This window comes from Bacteroides sp. AM16-13, assembly GCF_003602705.1.
GTDB classification, from domain to species: domain Bacteria; phylum Bacteroidota; class Bacteroidia; order Bacteroidales; family Bacteroidaceae; genus Bacteroides; species Bacteroides xylanisolvens.
Genome location: NZ_QTLK01000002.1, coordinates 153,061 through 178,484, shown reverse-complemented (window position 1 = coordinate 178,484; position 25,424 = coordinate 153,061). Strand labels below are relative to the sequence as shown.

The following is a 25,424-nucleotide window of genomic DNA, read 5'->3' as shown; positions in this document are numbered from 1 at the left end:
CGTAAATTATCAAACACTTGAGTAAAATGAACTATCTGAAAATATACACCCTTCTTCTATGTGCCGTTCTGATCGCCGCCTGTTCGGACGATGAGGAACAGTTTAATTCCGGAGCGGCTACGGTAAACTTGCAGGAAACTGCAATGACGGTGAAAGAATCTGCCGGTTTGTGTACTGTGCCTGTTGTTGTGACGGGCGAACATACCGGAACTATCCGTGTGACGTTCGAATTAAAAGATCATAATGCCAAAGAGGATGAAAACTATATTGTCACAACCAAAACGTTACTTATTCCTGCCGGGCAGGAAACAATGAATTTTGAGTTTAAGACCGTTGATGACAAGCTTGTTAATGACGACCGTTCTTTTGATGTTGAAATTGCTGATGTGAAAGGGGCGTCTATTGGTGAGAACAAGCGACTGACAGTGACTATCAAAGACAATGATTCAAGCTTTTATGAAACGCTTTCAGGAACTTGGATATTTACCGGAACGGCTTCTGCCACCAATGTTTCCAATGTGCCAGTGGGATTCTCCGTTAGAATAAATACAGCGGAAGAAGGCACGGAGGCATACGAACACTATCTGGTCTGTTCGAATAAGAATGGATTTGATCCGGATAATGATATTGAATGGGAATTTAGTTGGCGGTTGTATTATGAATATGATTCGGAGGCGCAGAAAACCTACCTGTCCATTGTGCCGGGTGAAGATGTCGCTTCTTATGGCCCGTATACTATTCGTTTCAGGAGACTGGCTTTGGACGGAAGTACTTCTGACGTATATCGCGGAGAATATGATGTTGAAACTAAAACTGTCACTTTCGAGAATGCCAATTTGATAGGCGATATGTATAAGGACGGCTTGATACAAATACAGAAATTCAGGCTATTTGGCTGTAAGATGGAACACATCAGATAAAACAAGATTATTAACATAACAAATAAAAGAACTTATGAGAGCATTAATTGTCTGCATTACGCTGTTGTTCGCTTTTCTAACTTGTACCATGGCACAAATACCATCAGTCAAGGTTGAAAATACGAAAGGAGCACAGGTAAATACCTCCTCCCTGGTTAATCACAAAACACCTATGATTATTTCTTTTTGGGCAACAACCTGTAAACCATGTATTCGTGAATTGGACGCTATAAATGAACAATTGCCCGATTGGTTGGAAGAAGCCAATTTCCGTGTAGTAGCTGTTTCGACAGATGACAGCCGTTCTACTGCTAAAGCGCGTGCATTGGCAGAGGGACATGGATGGGATGATTTTATCATGTTGTACGATAAAAATCAGGAATTCATGCGAGCTATGAATGTAAGCCTGACTCCACAGGTATATGTAGTGGATGCCGATGGGAAGATTGTCTATTCACACACCGGGTACGCGCCGGGAAGTGAGCTGGAACTACTGAAAGCGATAAAAAAACTACAGAAATAGAAACTGTTATTATTCATAGATAAACGCAATGACATGACTAGAATAAGAATTCAGGTGTTGGCTTTAGTAGCGTTATCGTCTACTCTAACCTATGCGCAGCAAGATAACAAAAAAGGTTATCTGACAGGGAGCTTTGAAACGAATACGATTTACTACAAGGATGATAGTAAGACAAAAGCAGAATCTCCGGAAGATCATTTCGGTTCGAACAATTATCTGAAACTGGATTACTATCAAGGTAAGTTTGCCGTAGGTGTACAGTTGGAAGCCTATGAACCGGTACTGGTGGGATACCCGACAGAATTGGAGAAAGCAAAACTAACCAACTATTACGTATCTTGGGCCGACAAGGATTTTTCCGTAACAGCGGGTACATTTTATGAGCAGTTTGGGAGTGGACTGCTATTCCGTAGTTGGGAGGACCGTATGCTTGGTTTGAATAATGCGGTGATGGGAGCACGTTTTACCTACAATTACAAGAATATTGTAAGGTTGAAGGCCATTTGGGGAACTCCACGTTTTGGAATGGACTTTTCCGACACACAAGTACGTGGCGTAGATGTAAGCTTCTCCTTATCTGAAATGCTTAGTTGGCAAAATACATCCTTGAGTATCGAAGGAGGGGCATTGAACCGGTATGAGAAAATCAATATCGACCTCGAAGAAGAAGGGGGAAAACCTTATTCGAATGGCTTCTCGGGACGGGTAAATTTTGAACGCTCCGGATTTACAGCGAAAGGTGAATATGTGGACGGTGGCAATAAATATTATAATTTCATCCATGATGACAAACTTTATGCGAGGAAACGTGCCAATGCGCAATTGCTGGAGCTGGGATATAGCGGCAATGGGTTGGGGGTAAATCTGACCGGGCGCCGTTTGGAATGGATGAATAGTGAGATTATTGCCGGTAATGGTTCGACTTCGAATCTGTTGAATTATGTCCCGGCTATGAGTACGCAATATACCTATATGTTGACCAACTTGCATCCTCATACTCCACAAATAGGAGATGTGACAAATGCAGTTAGCGGTGAGATGGGCGGACAATTGGATGTCTTTTATCATTTCAAAAGAGGAACGGTCATTGGAGGTAAACGCGGTTTGAAATTACATGCTAACTTTTCTACCTATTATGCTTTAGAAAAAGAAGGAACAGCCCAGATAGGTAACTTGGCATTTCGTGACTTTAGTGTTGATGTGGAAAAGCAATGGACAAAGTCATTCAAAATGAACTTGCTTTATTCTATGCAAGAATATAGCCCTTCGTACGGAGCGAATAAAACGACTAATCTGTCGAATATTTTTGTAGCAGATTTACAATATAAGTTCACGCCTTCTTTTTCAACTCGCATGGAGTTGCAATACTTAACTACAAAAGAAGATCAGAAGGACTGGATGGCAGCTCTGTTGGAGATAAATTTTGCTCCGGCATGGAGCATTTACGGAAGTGATATGTATAATCACGGCAAGGATAAAATCCATTATTACAATGTGGGAGCCAGTTATGCCAAGTCACGTACGCGTATAGCCTTGAGTTATGGTCGTAACAAGGAAGGATACGTCTGCTCTGGTGGAGTTTGCCGGACGATTCCTAAATATACAGGTGCTAACCTGACTATAACTACTTCATTTTGAGTTCATCGAAACATTTATTAATTAGAATATAGAATATGAGAAAATTTACAATGTTTTTTATGTCAAGTCTGATATGCTTGTGCGGATGTTTTACAGCGTGCAGCGGCAATTCTGACGACAATGGTGAAGAGCCGGATAACGGCGAAGTGACAGGACCTATTACTTTGACTGTGGATAAAGCCAAGATTGAAGCCAATGGAACAGATATGGCGACTTTTACGGTGACTGATGCCAATGGAAAAGTAGTGACGACTTCCGAATATATGAAGAATGTATATTTTGAAGATGTAACTACCGGTGATTATTTGGAGAGACGGACCAATACGTTCTCGGCAGTAGAGAACGGGACACATAAGTTTAAGGCATATTACCTGGACTGGGAGTCGGATGAAGTTTCCGTAACCGCACAGAATCGTAAGAATTATGAACTTTTCTATCGTAAAGTAGGTGTCTTCAAAATGACGGGAACTTGGTGTACTTATTGTCCGGCCATGACTTCGGCATTGAAGAAAGTGGAAGAGCTGATGCCGGGACGTATGGTAAAAATGGCTTTTCATTCTTCCAGCAGTTCCGCCACTGACCCGTTCCATTTGTCACAGACAAGCACAATCATGGGCCGTTTTGGAGCGTCCGGTTTTCCTACCTGTATCTATGATTTGAAAGTCATGTCGATAGACAGAAATGTGAGTGCTATTAAACAGACTTTACAAGACCAAATCCGACAATATCCGGCAACCTGTGGAATTAAGGTAAATACATCTTATAATTCTTCTATGGGTGAGATTACGGTGAATGCCGCACTGAAGTCGAGCCAAGGAGGAGAATATGACCTTGTTTATGTCTTGGTGACTGATGGTTTGACGGCATCCGGAGGAAACGAGACCTCGTACGATTATACAGTAAGAGCTATTTCCAACAATTACCTGTCGATGTCAACCGACGGACGGTTTACTGTGAAGGCAAACGAGGAGCACACTGCCGCAACTTTCAGCATTTCTAATGCAAAGAACCTGAACCCTGCCACATCACGTGTAGTGGTTTATGCATTGCGTAAAGTGGATGACGCATATATGGTGGATAATATAACCGAATGTTCTATCAATGGTAGCATAGACTATCTCTATAATGATTGAGGCTTATGAAAAAAATATACTCGACAATTCTACCAATTGTAATGATCCTTTGTTTAGCAATGCTGTCATCCTGTTCCGGCAATTCGGACGAAACGGAGAATGGGGGGACGGATGACGGCATTTTGCGTATTACAGCTGATAAGACGGCTATACAGGCAGATGGAGTAGAAAAAGTGACCTTCACGGTCAAACTGGGTACAAAAGATGTAAGTGAAGAAAGCACAATGAACCTGATTTTGGTAAAGGAATCGGGAGAGGAAAACCTGGATTATGGTGTTCGTGCTTTCAGCACTTCAGTGCCGGGTACGTATGTCTTTAAAGCCCGCTATTATGAAGGAAAAGCAATGGTCAGTGAAAATGAAGTGACCGTTCAGGTTGCTCCCGTATCAGGAGGAACCAGCTATTATCATAAATTACTGGGGATGCAGTTTACTTCTGTCGGGTGCCAGGCCTGTCCGGCGCTTAGCACTACATTGAAAGCAATTCAGACTGAACAACCGGGGCGATTGGCTATCGCTTCTTTCCACATGGATTTCGGAGGAATGACGGATCCCATGAGTACAGCAGCTACCAATAATTACCGGACTAATATTCTCGGTAATTTCTCGGGACTGCCTCGTTTCTTTTACAATCTGCGTAAGGGTACTAAAGAAATGATCAGTATCAAGAGCCAGATTGAAGAAGAGCTTCAGAAAGAATTAAGTAACTATCCGGCTTCTTGTGGGGTAGCTGTTGAGTCTGTGTATAATGCTTCTGACCGTACAGTGAAGATTACTGGCAAATTAACTTCCAACGTAACAAACACTTATCGTTGTTTGATTTATCTGGTAGAGGATGGAATCAAATACTTTCAAACGAATGGCGCGAATGATTATACGCATAATAATGTGGTGCGCGCAGTGGTGTCCACATCATTGAACGGCGACCGTTTTAATGGGGAAGTAAATGCGGGAGTGGAATCTACCATGCAACGATCTTATCAGTTGGAACCGGGATGGAATGTGGATAATATGCGTGTGATAGTGTCGATGCTGACAACTTTGGATGGAGGAAAGACTTATACGTGTAACAATGTAAATGAGTGTAAACTTGGAGAATCAGCAGATTACTTGTATAACGAATAAAGAAGAGTTATGTGTATAAATGTCTATAAAATAATATTGCTGGTCTGTATGTGCTGTGTGGGAATATGCTGGATTTCTTGTTCAGGCAATTCCGATGATTCGGAGCAGACGGAAGTGATTTTGAGCGTCGATAAAAATACGTTGACTGCGGACGGAAAGGATATTATAACCTTTACGGTAATACATGCGGGAATAGATGTAACTGCTGATGCAATCATCCGTTCCGTGATGGACGGACAAACTTTGGATGGAAATACCTTTTCTACTTCTAAAGCCGGAACCTACGCTTTTGAGGCATCTTATGGCAACTATGTATCCAAATTGATAACAGTAGTTGCAAAAAGTACATCAGGTACAGTATCCAATTTTGTGAGACGCATCTGCGCAATGGAGTTCACCGGAACATGGTGCGCCATGTGTCCGGCAGGAATGACCCGTCTGAATTATTTGATAAGTTCGAGTTACGAGGGAATTGTTTATCTGATGTCATTTCATGTTGATGGGACAAGTGCCGATCCAATGACAATTGAACAGTCATCGATTCTTTCCAGAAAGTTTGCTATCTCCGGTTATCCTTCATGTGTGGTTGATATGCGTGGGACAATGGGGCTATCTGAAAACTATAGTGTCATGCGGGCTATATTTAATGAGTCTTTGGAGAAATACCCTGCTCATTGCGGAGTAGCTATCAGTTCTGTTTATAATGAGGTTGATTCCGAAGCTAAAGTTACTGTGAAAGTGACTTCGGAGAAAACGGCTGATTACCGCCTGGTATTGTATGTTGTTGAAAATGGATTGAAGTATCAGCAGAATGACGGAGGCAACTATCGGGACTATACACATAATCATGTAGTCCGCAAATTACTTTCTGCTTCTGTAGAAGGTGACAAACTGGGACAAATTGCAGAAGATAAGGAAGAAGTAAAGGAGTATACTGTGGCATTAGACGATACATGGAAAGCAGAGAATCTTTCTTTTTATGCATTAGTAATGGATGAAAACGGCTATGTAAACAATTTGGCTGTTTGCGAAGCAATAAACGGCAATGCCGATTATGAATATGTAAATGATTAATCACATTTATCACTTAGAATTATGAAGAAGAAATTAATTAGCTTATTATTTTTATTAGGGCTGGTGTTAGTTATAAGCCCTATGGTGCTATCGTGTTCGGATAAGGATGAACCTGCTGTGGAACCTGACGTGCCGGTGACCCCGGATGTACCACTTCCTCCTGTACCAACTCCAATCAGATGGGTAGAAAACGAAGTGGATGGTGGTGAACGTGGGGTAGGCATCAAAGTGACTAGCAAAACTACCAACAACTTTGTGTTTGAATGTACCCCGGGAGATAAGGTGCAATCTTATCGTTTGGATGTTTATCCTTTATGTCGTATGTATAACTACTTATTTGAAAGTGGCGGTTCAGGTGCAAGTGAAGAAGAAATCGAAGATTTGATTCTGAAAGCTCTCTATAATTCGGAGGGTGCCGGTGCTTATACTTTCAACAGGAAAACATTAGGAGATAGTTACCCGAATACAGAGTTTGACTGGACAAATTCCAAATATGCTCAATCGGAGATTGTGCCGGGAGCAGAATATTTGATTATAACGGTAGGGTGTAATGATGAAGGCGGACAAAATCCGGCTGATATGAAAATCTGTTATTTGAAAACTCCTTCAGGAGATGTAGCAGGCCATCCTCGTGTTGAAATTGATGTTAAAGCAAGTTATCAGGCAGCTGCCATTCAATATGTCCCCAATGAGGATTGCAAGTATTTCTATCAGTTCTGTGCGGATTCCGAACCTATCGATGCGTTTATTGAAGCTTATGGACAGAATATGTATATCGATTTTATGAGACACTGGACACAGACATCAGAAGATGCACAGGTACCTGAAGAAGAATTATTATATATAGTTGATTTTGGGTATAATGCCGATTCGGAAAGAAAATTTACAGCTACTACTATCGGACTGGATGAGAATAAGAATAAAGGAGATTATGTACGACAGGATTTCCAATTGAAAGAAATTCCTGATGGTGCCAAAGAAGCGAAATGCGATCTGAAGATCACAAAGACGGGGGCCTCTATTGTTAACATGGATGTAAAAATGGAGAAAACTTGTTATGCCATGTTTTATCGTATATTCAGTGCTGCTGACTGGGCACCTTATGAAAATGCCGATGAAGCAACAATGACGGCACTTGCACAAGCTTTAGATCAAGAAGGATGGGGGATTAAGAATATAAATTTCAGTCAGGAAGGCTCGTATGCAACTACAGATTACCAACATGCTCTTGATCCGAATGGTTCTTATGTTGTTGCTTATGTGGGGCGTAATGGATATGGACAATTATCAGAAGTGAAGACGGAAACTTTTTCTACCAAAGCACGAGTAATGGATAATCCGGGAGCATCTAAAGCTACGATAGATATTACCATTTCCGATCCGGGACGGACAAGCCTGAAATTAACTTATACTTATAATCAGGAAGCGGCAGTATATTATCACCAATACATTATGACACCGGATTTACTTGAAGAAGGTAATAAGGCTGAACTGATTAAATATCTGATGTCAGAAAATTCAAATATATGGGCTGCGAATGCGAATGGAGGAGTAGAAAATTTTAAATGGACCGGTTTGGATCCTGGAACGGAATACACATTCGCTTATATGGCAGAAGACTGGGATGGCGTATTGACAGATGTGAAGATTGTGAAAGCGACGACTGAAGCTATTATAGCAGGGCCGAATCCAACGATGCAACTGAATGCCTATATGAGTGATTTGAATAACTTTACAGTTCAGTATTCTATTGTGAAGGATGTTGCCAAACTATATTATACCATTACAGAAGATAACTATTCCGCAAGTGGTGATTATACTTATCAGGAATGTATGGATGTATGGAAAGAGCATTGTCTGGATTATGGTTTATCAGGTGTCAACTCAACTACTCAATCGTATGATAAGACAAGTGAAGCCAAACGACTGGTTGCTTTATGTGTGCCTATTGGTGCCGATGCTGATGGAAATGAAGTAATTGGCGACCTTTATACAGTATTCTATGATAAAGAAAAAGGTATTATTACTGATCCTTCCGTATTATTCCCCGATGCTCCGAAATTGAAAAAAGGAATAAAGGGAATAGCGAAACCTCAAGTAGTGAAGAAAGATAACCGGGTTCCTGCAAAATTGATTGTTAATGAACAAGTGAAAGTGAATACTCCGGGAGTCATGAGAAGTGAAAGTGTTATTTATCTTGATTTGAAGAAATTAGGTAAACATCCTCACTCCAAATAAACATCGGCAAAACTAATTTACCGCACGATAGTGTGTAAATCTATCGTGCGGTTTTTCTCTAATCATTAAACTTTTTATGGGTATGAGAAGAAATCAATTTTTAGGTGGCATAGGAAAATGTATGTGTTTCCTGGCTGTATGTGTTATGACATTTTCGTCATGTTATAATGACGATGATTTGAAGAATTCGATTTCCGGTTTGGAAGATCGCATGGATAAGTTAGAAGCTTCTTTGCAAAGTGTACAAACTGATATTTCCACATTGAAGACGCTGACTGATGCTTTATCTCAAAATAAATCAATTGCTTCTGTGTTGGAGAATGAAGACGGAAGTTATACAATTAAGTTTTCAGATAAGACGGAAGTAACTATTCGTAATGGTGAAAACGGAGAAGATGCTCCGCAAATAACTGTGATAAAAAACGAAGAAGATGGCGTTTATTATTGGGGAATAACCAGTACAGACGGCAAGAAGACATTCCTGAAAGATGGAGAAGGGAATATGATGCCCGTGACGGCTGCTGCTCCTAAAATTCGCATTAATACGAATACAAAAGAGTGGGAGATTTCGACAGACGGTGGAAAGACTTGGGAACCTACGGGTGTGTATGCATCCGGCGAAGGGACGGGGGATACCTCTCTTTTCAGTGGAGTAAGTCAGGATGATGATTATGCATATTTCACTCTGAAAGATGGCACAATATTAAAGTTGTCGAAATCTAAGGAATTGAAATGTGAAATATTATCGGGAAAACAATATTTTGCAAACGGTGAGGAGAAACTGATTTCGGTTGAAATGAGTGGTATTTCTAAGTATACCGTAACAAAGCCTGACGGTTGGAAAGCTTCATTGACAGGAAAGGGATTGACTATTATTGCTCCTGTTGCAGAGAATCAGTATGCAGAAACGGGGGGCAAAGTGGCAATAATGGCTGTTGCGTCTAATGGGCAAAGCATAATCTCGGAGATTCCGGTGATAATAGGTGAGGCTCCTGTTACTATATCTGTTGAAGGTCAAACGATTTCTACTACTTTGACGAATGGTGTAGAAATGTATTATTTGGGAGTGCTGGAAATTAATGAATATAGTGCAGAGGCCGTAGCTGAATTAGTGAACGGATATGCTGCCCGTATGTACATGAAGACAGCAGCTCTTGATAAAGTTCCATTGGCAGAACTGATAGGTAAGGATCCTGAAGCCGGAAAGACATATATGATTTGGGCAGTACCTCCATCTGAAGCTGGTAGTGAATATTTGCCTGATGACGTGATTGCCAGCGTGATTAAGACTGCTGCAACAGTAGAACTGAAGGTTTCGGATATAACGTTTGAAGGTGCAACGGTTTTTGCAATCAGAAAGGGTTGCGACGTTTATTATACAGGGATTTTAGATAAGCCGAATTATTCACCTGAAAGAGTGATTGAAGATCTGGCTTATGGGGGAGGAACCAAACAATATTCGGATTATAACGGACCGTTGGAAGGTAAGGTGTTAGATTTTCTTCCAAAGGTAATACCTGGAACAACGTATGTACTTTGGGCTATTCCTTATAAAGAAGAAAAAGGGTATAAAACAGAAGAACTGGTAGCTGTGGAGATTCCTGTGCCTGCGTTGACGTATGATGGGACAGCGACGATAAATATTAATAGTGTTGTTACTACGGTTTCAAGTGTAAGTGCGACTATTACTCCCGGAACTGACTGTTATAAGTTCTATTATTCTTATATGAAGGAGCAAACTCTGGCAAATTATGGTACCGACAAGGAAGTTATTTCCTATCTTATTAAAAATGGAGATTCTTCCAAAGAGGTAGAAAACTTTGAAAGAGCCTCTTTAGAACCGGGAACAAAAGGCTTTTTTATTGCAGTAGCATTAAATGAGAAAGGGCAGCTCGGGTCATTAGTCAAAGTACAGGCTGATTCCAAAGAAATATCTTATAATTCATCAATTTCGGTAGATGTGTCAATAGAGGCAGGAACTGTGTCTACGACTTTAACGTTGACCCCGACTGGAAATCCGGAAAAGTTCCGTTATGTTCACATGAAATTGAGTGATTTCAAAAGCTATCCGTATTGGGGAAATGAAGAAATGGTAAAACAAGCATTAATTATGAATGATAATGTTACTGAAATTGTTGCTGCTGAACTGAAAAATCATCAACTGGTGATCGAGGACATAGCATTTAATTCGGAATATGTATTGTTCATGATAGCAGTTGATACTGATGGTAACCCTTCTTCAACCATAACAAAGAAGGAATACACCAGTGCGAAGCCTACTTACGTGCGAAAAGACAGAGACCCGGATTTATGGAATGCCAGTGTGCCGGAAGTGACGATTGACAAGATAGAAAAGGATAAGTTCTATACCGTTTCTTACACTGTGAAACCTAAGGCTGCCTGCAAAGTATTTTATGTATTTGCCGGACCGGCAGATTATCTGACTGGTATGTATGATGAACAAATCAGGTATGTAATGAAAAACGGAGTAAAACAAACAACTACTTATTCAGGAAGTGTTTATGGAACATTACCTACTAATATCAATGTAACCTGGATGGACGAAGAAGGACGTTTTTATGAGGTTTCTAAAACCGTAGTAGAAGCTCCGGCACAATAATCTTTTTAATTTTTCTAATTTAATAATAATGATAGATGAAAAACTTATTTAATAGCTTTTATAGTATAGTATTGCTTGCCTTGTGTCTGATTGCTTTCAGTAATTGTTCGGATAGCGACGACGGGGGAGATGTCGGTGATACTGATAATGGAATCACTGCGATTGGTACTGAAACGGAAAAGACGGCTTCTATTTATGGAGAGACTGTTGAGATTTCGTTTACGGCTTCTGGAAAATGGACTCCTTCTTTGCAATATTCTACAGGAGCAGATTGGGCTGCTATAACTAATACCAGTGGTAACTCTGCTGCCGGTAAAGGGGGATTAAAGGTGAAAATTAATAAAAACGAATCCGGAAAAGAGCGAGTATTGACTGTGGTTGTGCAAGTGGAGGGATATAAAACTCCTGTTACAGTATGTACTATCACACAAGGAGGAGGATCCGGAGCAGCAGAAGATCTAGCTCTTAATGAGTATATGGATAAATATTTGAAGGAACATTATCTCTTTAAAGAAGAATATAATACACTAGATGTAGATTATGCATCGGTTTCTTATGATAATTTTCTGTCAACTTATCTTTTACCAATGAAAACTAATATTGAGGATGGCGGAACTTATCGTGCATTTTCAGTCAATGCAGGCAAGCGTTATATCTATTCTTATATTATGGAAACTGGTTCCAGTAGAACTCGTGCAAATACTCGTGCAACAAGTGTTGTAGGATCGGGACTTGGAACGTTTTTCTCTTCTTACATGCCGGATAAAACAACTATTGGATTAGCCATTGGATATGTATATCTAGAATCTCCTGCTGAAAAAGCCGGATTGAGACGGGGGGATGTAATTGTTGCTGTGAATGGTACGACTTTGAATAAGAGTAATTACCAGCAATATATGAGCACTTTGTTTTATGCAGGTGGAGGTGAAACTTTTAAGATCGGCTACAGGCGTAAAATCTTTGATGAAAACCGGGGCGGCTATGATTTGGTGGATGGAACTACTACATTAACCACTGGTAGTTACAATAATAGTCCTATCTTGAATTCAATGTTTATCAAAGACAAAAAAGAGAATAAATTCAATATCGGTTATTTAGTTTATCTAGGTTTTGATTTGAATTTTGAGGAAGATTTGAAATATGTAATTCAACAGTTCAAGACAGAGGGCATCACAGATTTGATTTTGGATTTACGTTTTAACAATGGAGGTTCTGTTGAATTAGCTCGTTATTTAGCCGCTTCTATCGCTGGTACATCACATCGTTCGGATGTATTTATGAGAATGCAACGTAATTCCGGTGCAGATGAATATATCCGTTTTGGAGATGGTGATGATCTAAATCTTAAATCTGTAAGAATCATCTGTTCGGAAGAAACGGCTTCCGCCAGTGAATTGATAATTAGTGGATTAAGAGGCATAGATTTTCCTGTGAAATTATTTGGTAGCCGCACGGAAGGAAAGAACGTAGGAATGGAAGTGCAAGAATATAAATATGGAAATAAATATTATGAATTTGCTCCAATTACTTTCCGTTCTTTCAATGCAAAAGACTGGGGAGATTATGCTGACGGTATTGACCCGGATGTCATGTTGAATAATCAAAACTCAAGCTATGAAGATGATATTGATAATGTATTCCCTTATGCTTTCGGAGATTGGGACAATTTTGATTTCAATTATCCATTATATTGGGCACTATGCGATGTTCAAGGGGTGGATCCGACTACAGGAGAACCTGTGAAACGTAGTGGAAGAGCTGGTTTGACACGTTCTTCAAAAGATGAAATCATCAGAGTACCATCTGTACCTTTGAAACGCCCTGCGGGAACTTTTGGCTCGCTCATTTACAACAAGCCGGAAGTAGAAAACTTATATTAGTAAGACTAAATCTCTTGTGAAATAAATTTTCTCTTAAGTTAAAGGGGATGCTTCTCGATAAGGTGTTAGTGAGAGCATCCCCATTTTGCTTCATAAATGTATTGAGAATGAATATACTTAAACAAATATATGAGATATATGAATATCTGTTTTATCGAACATATATATGGCAGCTTAGATTGTGGGGAGAAAAGCGGTCGCCAGAAGTAGCAGGGTTATTACTACCGACCTCATTGTTTACTTTTGTTTTTGTTGGCCCAATAGTTGGAGTATTACATTCATTGGAAGTACAAAACAATGAAGAGTTAGGTATACTTTTGGCTGTTATATTCACTTTTGCTGCTCATAGATTATTTGTTAGCGATGGACGATATTTGTCTATTGCTGATAAATATCGTAATGAAACTAAAGAAAAACAACGACAACGTATGAAACAAGTTTGGATTTTTTTAGCAATAAATCTTATTTGGGTAATATTCTGTATCTTCTTATTCATCAAAGTGATACCCCCGCCATCAAATGCAGATACTTCTAATAAGAATCCTTCTCCAGAATATATAGAGATGCTGAAAGATATAAGGGACCAACGACCACAATAGAATATGAACAGTGAAATAAATTTGTTGTATAATAGATTATAATTTAGAACTTAGAAAAATGAGAATTATTTTATTTTTATTATTGAGTTGGTACACAATCGGGAATATACAAGCACAAATCAAAGAGCCTGTAAAGTTCAAAAATGAGTTGAAAATGACATCTGAAACGGAAGCGGAAATCGTGTTTACTGCTTCGATAGAGAAAGGATGGCATGTGTATTCGACCGGGCTAGGGGATGATGGGCCTATTTCCGCTACTTTCAACATCAATGCGAGTAATCATGTAGAAACAATGGGTAAATTGCAACCTGTTGGAAAAGAAATCAGCATCTATGATAAGATGTTCGAGATGAATGTGCGCTATTTTGAAGATACGGTACAGTTTATCCAAAAAGTGAAATTTACAGGAAATGATTACTTTATGGATGGGTTTCTGGAGTTTGGAGCTTGTAACGATGAGAGCTGTTTACCTCCGACTCAAATTCCTTTTAAATATGGGAAAAAAGCAGAAGCAGATTTAATAGTTGCAAAAGGGAAAGAAGAGGCTCCGGTAAATGTGGTAGAGAAGCAATCGGAAAGTGATCTTTGGAAACCGGTAATCAATGAATTGCAAGTGTTAGGTGAAGAACATTCTCAAGAGGATAAATCTTGGTTGTATGTCTTTGTCACTGGATTTCTTGGCGGATTATTGGCTTTGTTCACTCCCTGCGTATGGCCGATTATTCCTATGACTGTGAGTTTTTTCCTGAAAAGAAACAAGGATAAGAAGAAAGGGATTCGGGATGCATGGACTTATGGTGCTTCAATTGTCGTGATTTATGTAACACTGGGATTAGCAATTACTTTAATATTTGGTGCCAGTGCATTGAACGCTTTATCAACAAATGCCGTATTCAACATCCTTTTCTTCCTGATGTTGGTTGTTTTTGCAGCTTCTTTCTTTGGGGCATTTGAACTTACTTTACCTTCTAAATGGAGCAATGCAGTGGACAGCAAAGCGGAAGCGACGAGTGGCCTATTAAGTATTTTTTTGATGGCGTTTACGTTATCTCTGGTGTCTTTCTCTTGCACAGGGCCGATTATCGGCTTTCTGCTCGTACAGGTTTCTACGACAGGTAGCGTGATTGCTCCTGCTATCGGAATGTTAGGCTTTGCCATCGCTTTGGCTTTACCATTCACACTGTTTGCTCTTTTTCCTTCGTGGCTGAAATCAATGCCTAAGTCAGGAGGGTGGATGAATGTAATTAAAGTGACATTGGGCTTTCTGGAACTGGCTTTTGCTTTGAAATTTTTGTCGGTTGCGGACTTAGCCTATGGTTGGAGAATCTTGGATAGGGAAACCTTCCTTGCGTTATGGATTGTGATTTTCGGACTAATGGGGTTATATCTGTTGGAAAAGATCAAGTTTCCGCATGACGGTGATGAAAACAGGGTAGGCGTGGGGCGCTTCTTTCTTGCGCTTGTTTCTTTAGCATTTGCTGTATATATGATTCCCGGACTTTGGGGGGCACCTTTGAAAGCTGTCAGTGCATTTGCTCCTCCTGTGATGACACAGGACTTTAATTTATATTCGAATGAGGTCCACCCCAAATTCAAGGATTATGAAATAGGTATGGAGTATGCACGACAACAGGGAATGCCTGTGATGATCGATTTTACCGGATATGGTTGTGTGAATTGTCGTAAGATGGAGACGGCTGTATGGACAGATAGTAAAGTGGGTGGTATCATCAATGATGAGTATGTACTTATCTCTTTGTATGTGGATGATAAAACTCCATTGAATGAGCCTATAAATGTTGTGGAGAATGGAACGGAACGCACTTTACGAACAGTAGGCGATAAATGGAGCTATCTGCAACGGGTGAAGTTTGGAGCAAATGCCCAACCTTTTTATGTATTGCTGGATAATGATGGTAATCCGTTGAATAAGTCGTATGCATATAATGAAGATATTCCAAAATATATGGAGTTCCTGCAGGAAGGGCTGGAGCGATATGTGAAATGATGGATATTAGACATTCAGCTTGTATGTTTTGGCTTATAGCTAAAGTTTGGAATGAGAAAAAGAATAATTCTTTTTGGGCATTTTCATAGAAATACATAGAATAGTGTTATCTTTGTAAAGTGACATCGGGTTTAATAGAGCAAATTGTATAATAATATTTGTATATGACATATAAGCAGCATGAGGGCGAAAATTTCTGCTGTGATGCTCTGAATTACATGATCTGAAAATGTGAATGTTGCCCTTGTCAAGATGGGCAGATTAAGATAAAGATCCCTCGTGGATCGGCTGCCTGTGAAGGTCGCTCTATTGTTTGTTTTGTTTGTGTTTTGGTGCACCTTTTTTCTGATAAAGAATAAGGTGCACTCTTTTTATAATTATGTATATGTAATATTAAATATATTTTTGAAGAAAAAAGGAGATGGGTGAAAAAGCTTCAATGTGGAATCTTTGGCACGGCTGTCACAAATTGAGTGAGGGCTGCCGTCATTGCTATGTATATCGGACGGATGGTAAATATGGAAAAGACAGTTCGGTGGTGACAAAGACAGAAAAATTCGATTTACCCTTGCAGCGTAAAAAGAATGGTACGTATAAGATACCTTCGGGGAATTTGGTATATACCTGTTTTACTTCAGATTTTCTCATTGAAGATGCGGATGAATGGCGTGCCGAAGCGTGGGAGATGATGCGGATACGGCAGGATCTTCGTTTCCTCTTTATCACTAAGAGGATAGACCGGTTGCAACAGTGTCTGCCTCCCGATTGGGGAGATGGCTATGACAATGTGACCATCTGCTGCACGATGGAGAACCAAGATAGAGTGGATTATCGTTTACCTATTTATAAAGAAATCTCTATTAAACATAAAATCATTATCTGCGAGCCGCTTCTTAGTCGGATTGATTTCAGAGGTGAGCTGGGAGAGTGGGTGGAACAGGTAGTTGCAGGAGGAGAGTCAGGCAAAGAAGTCCGAGTATGTGACTACGAGTGGGTATTGGATATCCGGCAGCAATGTATAGATGCGAATGTCGGTTTTTGGTTTAAGCAGACAGGGAGTTATTTATTAAAAGACGGACATGAGTATAAGGTTGCACGACAATTTCAACATTCGCAGGCGAGAAAGGCGGAGTTGAATTATACACCTGATAAATAAGAAATAAAGATTAATACAGATCTTTTTTTACTGAAAGCGAGGGTTGCTTAGCAATCTTCGCTTTCGTTTTATTGAGTACAAAATACGGATAATCACGTCTTTTTATAAAGATATTGTGTAAATTTTAAATTATCCATATTAATGAAGCAGATAAAACTGTTACTTCTTTTAGCTTCCACCTCCGTTACGGGAGCACTTGCGCAAAGCAATGGATTGACGGATATGAGTCAGAGCCGTTTTGCGAAGATGGCGAATACCGGAATCAGTGCCGTACATTGGACAGATGGATTCTGGGGAGATCGCTTTCAGGTATTTAGCCGGACTTCCCTGCAAAGTATGTGGAACACTTGGAACACGCCGGAGATCTCTCACGGTTTCCGTAATTTTGAGATTGCTGCCGGTGTGTGCAAGGGTGAACATTGGGGACCTCCGTTCCATGACGGAGATATGTATAAATGGATGGAAGGAGTGGCTTCTGTCTATGCTGTCAACAAAGATCCGGAACTGGATAAGTTAATGGATAACTTTATTACTTGTGTCGTAAAAGCCCAACGTGCAGACGGTTATATACATACGCCTGTTGTTATCGAAGAACTGAATAAAGGTATTGACTCTCATGCATTAGGGGATCAGCATAAACAAACGGTCATCGGAACGAAAGTAGGTGACGAGAATGAAAAAGGAGCTTTTGCCAATCGGCTGAACTTTGAGACATATAACCTGGGACACCTGATGATGGCGGGTATTGTGCATCGTCGTGCCACCGGAAAGACTACTCTTTTTGATGCTGCCGTAAAAGCAACGGATTTTCTGTGCCACTTTTACGAAACGGCTTCTGCCGAACTGGCTCGTAATGCCATTTGCCCTTCACATTATATGGGAGTGGTCGAAATGTATCGTGCCACAGGAAATCCCCGTTATCTGGAACTTTCGAAGAACCTGATTGATATTCGCGGTATGGTGGAAAACGGAACGGATGATAATCAGGATCGTATTCCTTTCCGCGACCAATATCGTGCAATGGGGCATGCCGTACGTGCAAATTATCTGTATGCAGGAGTAGCGGATGTATATGCCGAGACAGGCGAACAACAATTGATGAAAAATCTGACTAGTATCTGGAATGATATTGTCACCCGGAAGATGTACGTGACCGGAGCTTGCGGTGCTCTTTATGATGGAACGTCACCGGACGGGACTTGCTATGAGCCGGATAGTATTCAGAAGGTACATCAGAGCTACGGACGTCCTTATCAGTTGCCGAATAGTACAGCGCACAATGAAACATGTGCCAATATCGGAAATATGCTTTTCAACTGGCGTATGCTGGAAGTGACAGGGGATGCGAAATATGCTGACCTTGTAGAGACTTGTCTTTATAATAGTGTATTGAGCGGTATCAGTCTGGACGGAAAGAAATATTTCTATACCAATCCGCTTCGTATCAGTGCGGATCTTCCTTACACGCTTCGTTGGCCGAAGGAACGGACGGAATATATCAGTTGTTTCTGCTGCCCGCCGAATACATTGCGTACATTGTGTCAGGCACAGAATTACGCCTACACATTGAGTCCGGAAGGCATTTACTGTAACTTGTATGGTGCAAATACGCTGACTACGACTTGGAAAGACAAAGGAGAGCTGGCATTAACACAAGAGACGGATTATCCCTGGGAAGGAAAGGTACGCGTAACGTTGGATAGAGTTCCTCGTAAGGCGGGTGCTTTCTCGCTCTTCTTGCGTATTCCTGAATGGTGCGAAAAGGCTACGCTCACGGTGAATGGACAGCCGCTGCAAACCAATGCAAAGGCAAATTCGTATGCGGAAGTAAATCGTACATGGAAGAAGGGGGATGTAGTGGAGCTGGTGATGGATATGCCTGTCCGTTTGCTCGAAGCCCATCCGTTAGCAGAGGAGATTCGTAATCAGGTGGTCGTGAAGCGCGGGCCGTTGGTTTACTGTCTGGAAAGTATGGATATTGCAAACGGGGAAAAGATTGATAACGTATTGATTCCCGCTGATATAAAACTAACTCCGAAGAAAATCACAATTGAAGGCAGTCCGATTGTTGCACTTGAAGGAATGGCACGTCTGGCATCTGCAACTTCGTGGGAAGGAGTGCTTTACCGGCCGGTTGTTCAGGCTGAAAAGACAGTAAATATCCGCTTGATTCCTTATTATGCCTGGGGAAACAGAGGAAAGGGAGAAATGACTGTATGGATGCCTCTTGCCAGATAGTCCGGATTGTTTAGTATACAGAAATGAAAAAAATCATGAAAAAGTTATTTGTAACGGCTATATGTATCTTGTGCAGCCACTGGCTATTGGCCGGTGAGATATGGATTTCTCCCAAGGGCAGTGACTTCAACGACGGAACTCGTCAATCTCCTAAAGCCACGCTGACTTCTGCCTTGCGACAAGCACGAGAATGGCGCAGGACAGAGGATAACCGTATCCAAGGTGGAATCACAATCTATATGGAAGGTGGAACGTATGCCTTCCATGAACCGGTTTTTATCCGTCCGGAAGATAGCGGAACCAAGGAATCGCCCACAATTATTCGTTCGGTAGGCGATGAAAAGGTGATATTGAGTGGAGGAATCAGCATAAAAGGTTGGAAGAAGCAAGGGAAAGTTTGGGTAGCAGATGTCCCGGCATTTAATGGACGTCCATTGGATTTCCGCCAGTTGTGGGTGAATGGAAAAAAGGCAGTTCGTGCCCGTGATGTGGAGGATTTCGAAAAGATGAATCGCATTTGCAGTGTAGATGAGAAGAATGAAATTCTTTATGTACCTGCAGTTTCCATTCGCAGACTTATTGATAATAAAGGAAATTTGAAAGCTAAATATGCCGAGATGGTATTACATCAGATGTGGTGTGTTGCCAATCTTCGGATTCGTTCAGTTGAAGTGCAGGGAGACAGCGCGGCAATACGTTTTCATCAACCGGAAAGCCGGATTCAGTTTGAGCATCCCTGGCCGCGTCCGATGGTGACGACGGACGGACATAATTCTGCTTTCTATCTGACAAATGCCCGCGAATTGCAGGATGTACCCGGAGAATGGTATCATGATATAGATGCCCGTAAAGTATATTATTATCCACGGGAAGGAGAGAAGATGCAGGAGGCGGAAGTGATCGTGCCTGCCGTTGAGACATTAGTACGGGTGGAAGGAACTTTGGATCGTCCTGTGTGTCATATTCGTTTTGAGAAAATTACTTTTTCCTATACTACGTGGATGCGTCCGTCAGAAAAAGGACATGTACCTCTTCAGGCAGGTATGTATCTGACAGATGGTTACCGGATTGATCCGAAAATGCAACGGGATTACTTGAATCATCCGTTGGATAACCAAGGATGGTTGGGACGTCCCGCAGCTGCTGTTCGTGTGGTTGCTGCAAGGCAGATTGATTTCGAGCGTTGCCGATTCGAGCATTTAGGCTCAACCGGATTGGATTATGAAGAAGCGGTGCAAGGCGGTGTTGTTCGTGGCTGTCTCTTCCGCGATATTGCCGGAAATGGTCTGTTAGTCGGCAGTTTTTCTCCGGCTGCCCATGAAACGCATTTGCCATACGACCCTGCTGATCGTCGGGAAGTATGCACACAGCAACAAATCAATAATTGCTATTTCACGGAAATAGGCAATGAAGATTGGGGATGCCTTGCCATTGCTGCGGGATATGTAGGGGACGTCAATATCGAGCATAATGAAATCAGTGAAGTGCCTTATAGTGGCATCAGTCTTGGTTGGGGATGGACGCAAACTGTGAATTGTATGCGTAATAACAGAGTACATGCCAATCTGATTCATCATTATGCGAAACACATGTATGATGTGGCAGGTATTTACACACTCGGTTCGCAGCCGAAAAGTTATGTAACGGAGAATTGCGTGCATAGTATTTATAAGCCGGGGTATGTACACGACCCTAATCACTGGTTCTATCTTTATACGGATGAAGGTTCTTCCTTTATTACTGTACGTGATAATTGGACAGAAGGAGAGAAGTATCTGCAAAATGCCAATGGTCCGGGAAATGTATGGGAAAACAATGGTCCGAAGGTGGATAGTGTTATTCGTGAACGTGCGGGAGTGGAAGCAGCGTATAAGGATCTGCTGAATATCCAGTAGGTATTGACAAGTCATTTAACTGTAATACGTGATTCGTTCCACAGATATGGAACTAAAGGAAAACAATTGTAGAACTAAAGGGAAACAGATGTGGAACTAAACGTCAACCACTGTGGAACGAATTATTTCTTACGATTCAGTTTGTTAGTAATAGAAAGAAAAATGAAAAAGAAATATATGATATTACTTAGTGCCTTGTCTTTGGCAAGCAGCACGTTTGCCCAGACCTGGATATGGTATCCGGGAGACTACGAAATCTGGCTGGGAAATCAAATGAATAACCGTCGTACGGAACGAGGTGCATTTTTCCCTCCTTTTTGGAAAACGGACAGTCATTATGTTGTCGTAGAATTCAGCAAGCAACTGAATCTTTCCGAGCCGGAAGAAATTTTTATTGCTGCCGAAGGAAAGTACAACGTCAAACTGGATGGAAAGCTCCAGTTCGGTATGCCGGAAACCATGTTGCTTCCGGCCGGAAAACATAATCTGAACATTAAAGTCTGGAATCAGGCTACTCCTCCCACTATTTATGTGAAGGGAAAAACAGTGAATTCAGACTCTTCCTGGCGTGTGACTTACGAAGATAAAGAATGGATTGACGAGAGCGGAAAAGCGAGTGACACATCTGCCACTATCTATATGGATGCCGGATGCTGGAACTTTGACGGAGCTACCCAACGTCCTTCCCAATTCAGTCTGATGCGTGAACCGCAGCAACCTGTTACGAAGTCAGAACAGCCCGAAGGAGGTATCCTTTATGATTTTGGAAAAGAAACATTCGGATTTATCACATTGAAGAATCTTTCCGGAAAAGGAAAAATAGAAATTTATTATGGTGAAAGCCCGGAAGAAGCAAAAGATAAAGCATATTGCGAAACATTGGACAAACTTTTGCTCGAACCGGGACAAGTGACCGACCTTGCTATCCGCAGCACTTCTCCTTTGAGTAATTCTGAAAACGAATATACATTGGAGAACAGCAAAGCCTTTCGTTATGTCTATGTAACTCACGAGCCGGGTGTACAAATTGGAGAAGTCTCCATGCAATATGAATATCTTCCTGAAGAATACCGCGGAAATTTTCGTTGCAATGATGAAGAACTGAATCGTATTTGGGAAGTTGGTGCATACACCATGCATCTCACTACCCGCGAATTTTTCATTGACGGTATCAAACGCGACCGTTGGGTATGGAGTGGCGATGCCATCCAAAGTTATTTGATGAATTATTATCTTTTCTTTGATAACGAATCCGTCAAACGTACAATTTGGTTACTTCGTGGCAAGGATCCTGTGACCAGCCACAGTAATACAATCATGGACTATACTTTCTACTGGTTCCTTAGCGTATATGACTATTATATGTATAGTGGCGACCGCCATTTTGTCAACCAACTGTATCCACGTATGCAAACAATGATGGATTATGTGTTGGGACGTACCAATAAGAATGGCATGGTAGAAGGCATGACCGGCGACTGGGTATTTGTGGACTGGGCAGACGGTTATCTGGATAAGAAAGGTGAACTCTCTTTTGAACAAATTTTGTTTTGCAGGAGTCTGGAAACAATGGCTTTGTGTGCGGAATTAGTTGGAGATGCCAATGGCAAACAGAAATACGAGAAACTGGCTGCTGCTTTGAAAGCAAAGTTAGAACCTGCCTTCTGGAATAACGAGAAACAGGCATTTGTACATAACTGCGTCAACGGTCAGCAAAGTGATGCAGTCACCCGCTATGCAAATATGTTTTCTGTATTCTTTCAATATTTGAATGCAGACAAGCAGCAAGCCATCAAGAACTCTGTTCTTCTGAATGACAGTATTCTGAAAATAACAACTCCCTATATGCGTTTTTACGAACTGGAAGCCCTTTGTGCTCTTGGCGAACAAGATGCTGTAATGAAAGAAATGAAAGCCTATTGGGGAGGAATGTTGAAGGAAGGAGCTACCTCCTTCTGGGAAAAATATAACCCGGAAGAAACCGGAACGCAACATCTTGCCATGTATGGCCGTCCATACGGAAAGAGTTTGTGCCATGCCTGGGGAGCGAGTCCTATCTACCTGTTGGGCAAATATTATCTGGGAGTGAAACCTGTAAAAGAAGGATATAAAGAGTTTGCTATTGCTCCTGTATTGGGAGGATTGAAATGGATGGAAGGCACTGTACCCACACCGAATGGCAATATCCATGTCTATATGAACAGCAAAACGATGAAAGTGAAAGCAACAGAAGGGAAAGGCTATCTGACAATCAAAAGCCGTCGTTCCCCCAAAGCAAATATCGGAACACCGGAGAAAGTGTCGGAAGGAGTATGGCGGCTCTGGATCGATTCACCCGAAGAAAGAATTGTTACCTATCATTTATAATTCATTTGTTAATTAGTTAGTGGAGTAGTCCTTGATTAACGATCCTCTTTTATAGTGGAGATTGTTAATCAGGGACTTTTTTTATAGGAATATGCATTGCCTTTTCTAAATTTTACTACTTTTGTTTTGTGAAAGACACATAATTGTAATATGTCTTTTGTTCTTTTGGAAAAACGATTAAACAAAGTCCAAGGAATGTTAGATAAATCAGCTCAATACACTAATACGGATGACGAGAAGCTCTTTTCCTTCATAGAAAAAGGAGATAAAGGAGCTTTTACACAGGCTTATGACAGATATCATAAGCTGCTATATGTATTAGCTTACCGTTATTTAATGAATGCAGACATGGCAGAAGATGTAGTGCAACATGTCTTTGCCCGTTTATGGGAATTTAGGTCGGAACTACATGTAGGAATCAGCCTTAAGAACTATCTGTTCACTATGACGAAAAATCATGTCTTAAATCTGATTCGTAATGAGAATAGTGCAATCAGCAAGAACTATGAGATAGCCCAATCGACGCCTGTCTACGAAGATAATCTGATAGAAAATCTGGAGAAGAAAGAATTGATGGCCTCTTTTTATAAAGCGGTAGATATGCTTCCACCGCAGAAACGCAGTATTTGTTTGATGAAAGTGAAAGAGGAACTAACGAATCAGGAAATAGCCGAACGGATGAATCTGTCTGTTAATACAGTCAAAACGCATTATACGGAAGCATTGAAAATGCTACGTATTCATTTAAGTAAAATGCTAATAATTGTTACTTTTGTCACACTAATGACATATTTAAGTGTCCACTATTTAAGATAAAAAGAGAATGAATCGACCCACTGATAAACAAATAGAAGAAGTGCTTGCCGGAGTTGCTACACCGGAGGATGCAAAATTTGTGGCGGAATGGTTTGCCACAGAAGAAGGGAACACTTACCTGGATGCTGTGATGACTCGGGAGGCAGAATATTTAAAAGCCGAAACGGCAGAAATATATGTGGACCATACTATACCTTCAGAAAAGATGTACCATCAGATCCAAAAGAACATATCACGCAAACAGATCAAACGTATCTGCTTCCGTGTGGCTGCAATCTTGATTCCCGTTATTTTCCTGATAGGTCTTTATTTACAGATCAATTCCCGGGTGGATTTATTCGGCACTACGGAGTATGAGGAAATTCGTGTTGCCAAAGGAGAGCGGATACAGATGATGTTTCAAGACGGGACGCGAGTTTATATCAATTCGGATTCCTGGTTGAAGTATCCTAAAAAGTTCGGATTGAGTAAGCGGGAAGTTTTCCTGGTGGGAGAAGCCTATTTCGTGGTAGCCAAGAATAAAAAACGTCCGTTTATTGTTAATCTGAACGGACCTTCCGTTCATGTACTGGGTACTTCTTTTGATGTACAAGCCTACCCGGAGAATAAAGACATTGTGATCTGTCTGGATGAAGGACATGTAAACCTGACTCTCTCCTCTGCAAAAGAATACCCGTTACTGCCGGGCGAGAAACTGATATATAATAAAGAAAGTGACCAGTGCCGGATAATCAAAAACGATCATTCAAAGCAAGTCTCAATGTGGAAAGACAATGTGATTTCTTTTAAAGATACTCCTCTGGCAGAAGTGGTCAAGGTTCTGAACCGCTGGTATAATGTAAACTTTAAGATAGAGGATGAGCAGGCATCGAAATATGTATATACGTTGACCTCGGATAATACGATACTGGAGAAGGTGCTTCAGGATTTGGAAAAGATTGCGCCGGTAAAATTTGAATATGATGAAGTCCGGAAAGAAGTGACAGTCCGAATGAAATAGGACGGAAAGAAGTAAAATATACTGGATAGGATAATAGAATGAGGACAGGCTGTGTATATACGCAGCCTTTACTGTTTTAGGATAAGAATGTTATGAAATAAATTAGGTTTATGCAAAAAAACTCTTTTTTCTCTCACCCGCTTTTTTGACTTGTGTGTCTACTAAGCATAAATGAGATTTTAAATCTAAGTTTAA

General features: G+C 40.9%; 17 protein-coding genes. All 17 read left to right on the top strand.

Features of this window, described 5'->3' with window-relative positions:
* Positions 1-26: 26 nt before the first annotated feature.
* The 17 genes from DW173_RS02110 (at position 27) to DW173_RS02030 (ending at position 25,229) form a co-directional block, all read left to right on the top strand.
* A complete protein-coding gene (locus DW173_RS02110) occupies positions 27-920 on the top strand; it encodes a Calx-beta domain-containing protein (protein ID WP_008775753.1) in 894 nt (297 codons plus the stop codon).
* 34 nt (positions 921-954) lie between these two features.
* The gene (locus DW173_RS02105; protein ID WP_055235047.1) at positions 955-1,443 is read left to right on the top strand and encodes a peroxiredoxin family protein; all 489 of its coding nucleotides are present in this window, start codon (positions 955-957) and stop codon (positions 1,441-1,443) included.
* Positions 1,444-1,476: 33 nt separating this feature from the next.
* The gene (locus DW173_RS02100; RefSeq protein WP_008640463.1) at positions 1,477-3,081 is read left to right on the top strand and encodes a DUF6029 family protein; all 1,605 of its coding nucleotides are present in this window, start codon (positions 1,477-1,479) and stop codon (positions 3,079-3,081) included.
* Between the two features lie 35 nt (positions 3,082-3,116).
* Entirely contained in the window at positions 3,117-4,214 is a 1,098-nt protein-coding gene (locus tag DW173_RS02095; RefSeq protein ID WP_008640462.1) for an Omp28-related outer membrane protein, read from the top strand.
* Positions 4,215-4,219: 5 nt separating this feature from the next.
* Positions 4,220-5,338 carry an Omp28-related outer membrane protein gene (locus DW173_RS02090; RefSeq protein WP_008640461.1) on the top strand — a complete coding sequence of 373 codons (1,119 nt, stop codon included), beginning with the start codon at positions 4,220-4,222 and terminating at the stop codon, positions 5,336-5,338.
* A gap of 9 nt (positions 5,339-5,347) precedes the next feature.
* Positions 5,348-6,412, top strand: a complete 1,065-nt coding sequence (locus DW173_RS02085) for an Omp28-related outer membrane protein (RefSeq protein ID WP_032841695.1) — start codon at positions 5,348-5,350, stop codon at positions 6,410-6,412.
* A 21-nt stretch (positions 6,413-6,433) separates the two neighbouring features.
* Positions 6,434-8,650, top strand: a complete 2,217-nt coding sequence (locus tag DW173_RS02080) for a hypothetical protein (RefSeq protein ID WP_008640459.1) — start codon at positions 6,434-6,436, stop codon at positions 8,648-8,650.
* Between the two features lie 76 nt (positions 8,651-8,726).
* Positions 8,727-11,270 carry a PL29 family lyase N-terminal domain-containing protein gene (locus DW173_RS02075; protein ID WP_120143579.1) on the top strand — a complete coding sequence of 848 codons (2,544 nt, stop codon included), beginning with the start codon at positions 8,727-8,729 and terminating at the stop codon, positions 11,268-11,270.
* 35 nt (positions 11,271-11,305) lie between these two features.
* A complete protein-coding gene (locus tag DW173_RS02070; protein ID WP_049702884.1) occupies positions 11,306-13,150 on the top strand; it encodes a S41 family peptidase in 1,845 nt (614 codons plus the stop codon).
* Positions 13,151-13,257: 107 nt separating this feature from the next.
* Positions 13,258-13,749, top strand: a complete 492-nt coding sequence (locus DW173_RS02065) for a hypothetical protein (protein WP_008640454.1) — start codon at positions 13,258-13,260, stop codon at positions 13,747-13,749.
* Positions 13,750-13,807: 58 nt separating this feature from the next.
* Entirely contained in the window at positions 13,808-15,757 is a 1,950-nt protein-coding gene (locus DW173_RS02060) for a protein-disulfide reductase DsbD family protein (protein ID WP_060451193.1), read from the top strand.
* A gap of 421 nt (positions 15,758-16,178) precedes the next feature.
* Positions 16,179-16,913 carry a DUF5131 family protein gene (locus DW173_RS02055; protein ID WP_008640452.1) on the top strand — a complete coding sequence of 245 codons (735 nt, stop codon included), beginning with the start codon at positions 16,179-16,181 and terminating at the stop codon, positions 16,911-16,913.
* Positions 16,914-17,054: 141 nt separating this feature from the next.
* Positions 17,055-19,151 (top strand): glycoside hydrolase family 127 protein, encoded by a 2,097-nt coding sequence (locus tag DW173_RS02050; protein ID WP_120143577.1) that lies wholly within the window; start codon positions 17,055-17,057, stop codon positions 19,149-19,151.
* A gap of 35 nt (positions 19,152-19,186) precedes the next feature.
* Positions 19,187-21,046: a right-handed parallel beta-helix repeat-containing protein gene (locus DW173_RS02045; RefSeq protein ID WP_008640450.1), complete on the top strand. Its 1,860-nt coding sequence runs from the start codon at positions 19,187-19,189 to the stop codon at positions 21,044-21,046.
* 162 nt (positions 21,047-21,208) lie between these two features.
* Positions 21,209-23,413, top strand: coding sequence for an alpha-L-rhamnosidase C-terminal domain-containing protein (locus tag DW173_RS02040; RefSeq protein WP_167509141.1), 2,205 nt, complete (start codon positions 21,209-21,211; stop codon positions 23,411-23,413).
* A 195-nt stretch (positions 23,414-23,608) separates the two neighbouring features.
* On the top strand, positions 23,609-24,229 hold the full coding sequence (locus DW173_RS02035) for an RNA polymerase sigma factor (protein ID WP_004310318.1): 621 nt from the start codon (positions 23,609-23,611) through the stop codon (positions 24,227-24,229).
* A 7-nt stretch (positions 24,230-24,236) separates the two neighbouring features.
* Positions 24,237-25,229 carry a FecR family protein gene (locus tag DW173_RS02030; protein WP_120143576.1) on the top strand — a complete coding sequence of 331 codons (993 nt, stop codon included), beginning with the start codon at positions 24,237-24,239 and terminating at the stop codon, positions 25,227-25,229.
* Positions 25,230-25,424: the final 195 nt, after the last annotated feature.

Bases quoted from the DNA above. Each gene is read 5' to 3' on its own strand.
- DW173_RS02110 (WP_008775753.1), top strand. From the start codon at position 27: ATGAACTATCTGAAAATATACACCCTTCTTCTATGTGCCGTTCTGATC.
- DW173_RS02105 (WP_055235047.1), top strand. From the start codon at position 955: ATGAGAGCATTAATTGTCTGCATTACGCTGTTGTTCGCTTTTCTAACT.
- DW173_RS02100 (WP_008640463.1), top strand. From the start codon at position 1,477: ATGACTAGAATAAGAATTCAGGTGTTGGCTTTAGTAGCGTTATCGTCT.
- DW173_RS02095 (WP_008640462.1), top strand. From the start codon at position 3,117: ATGAGAAAATTTACAATGTTTTTTATGTCAAGTCTGATATGCTTGTGC.
- DW173_RS02090 (WP_008640461.1), top strand. From the start codon at position 4,220: ATGAAAAAAATATACTCGACAATTCTACCAATTGTAATGATCCTTTGT.
- DW173_RS02085 (WP_032841695.1), top strand. From the start codon at position 5,348: ATGTGTATAAATGTCTATAAAATAATATTGCTGGTCTGTATGTGCTGT.
- DW173_RS02080 (WP_008640459.1), top strand. From the start codon at position 6,434: ATGAAGAAGAAATTAATTAGCTTATTATTTTTATTAGGGCTGGTGTTA.
- DW173_RS02075 (WP_120143579.1), top strand. From the start codon at position 8,727: ATGGGTATGAGAAGAAATCAATTTTTAGGTGGCATAGGAAAATGTATG.
- DW173_RS02070 (WP_049702884.1), top strand. From the start codon at position 11,306: ATGAAAAACTTATTTAATAGCTTTTATAGTATAGTATTGCTTGCCTTG.
- DW173_RS02065 (WP_008640454.1), top strand. From the start codon at position 13,258: ATGAATATACTTAAACAAATATATGAGATATATGAATATCTGTTTTAT.
- DW173_RS02060 (WP_060451193.1), top strand. From the start codon at position 13,808: ATGAGAATTATTTTATTTTTATTATTGAGTTGGTACACAATCGGGAAT.
- DW173_RS02055 (WP_008640452.1), top strand. From the start codon at position 16,179: ATGGGTGAAAAAGCTTCAATGTGGAATCTTTGGCACGGCTGTCACAAA.
- DW173_RS02050 (WP_120143577.1), top strand. From the start codon at position 17,055: ATGAAGCAGATAAAACTGTTACTTCTTTTAGCTTCCACCTCCGTTACG.
- DW173_RS02045 (WP_008640450.1), top strand. From the start codon at position 19,187: ATGAAAAAGTTATTTGTAACGGCTATATGTATCTTGTGCAGCCACTGG.
- DW173_RS02040 (WP_167509141.1), top strand. From the start codon at position 21,209: ATGAAAAAGAAATATATGATATTACTTAGTGCCTTGTCTTTGGCAAGC.
- DW173_RS02035 (WP_004310318.1), top strand. From the start codon at position 23,609: ATGTTAGATAAATCAGCTCAATACACTAATACGGATGACGAGAAGCTC.
- DW173_RS02030 (WP_120143576.1), top strand. From the start codon at position 24,237: ATGAATCGACCCACTGATAAACAAATAGAAGAAGTGCTTGCCGGAGTT.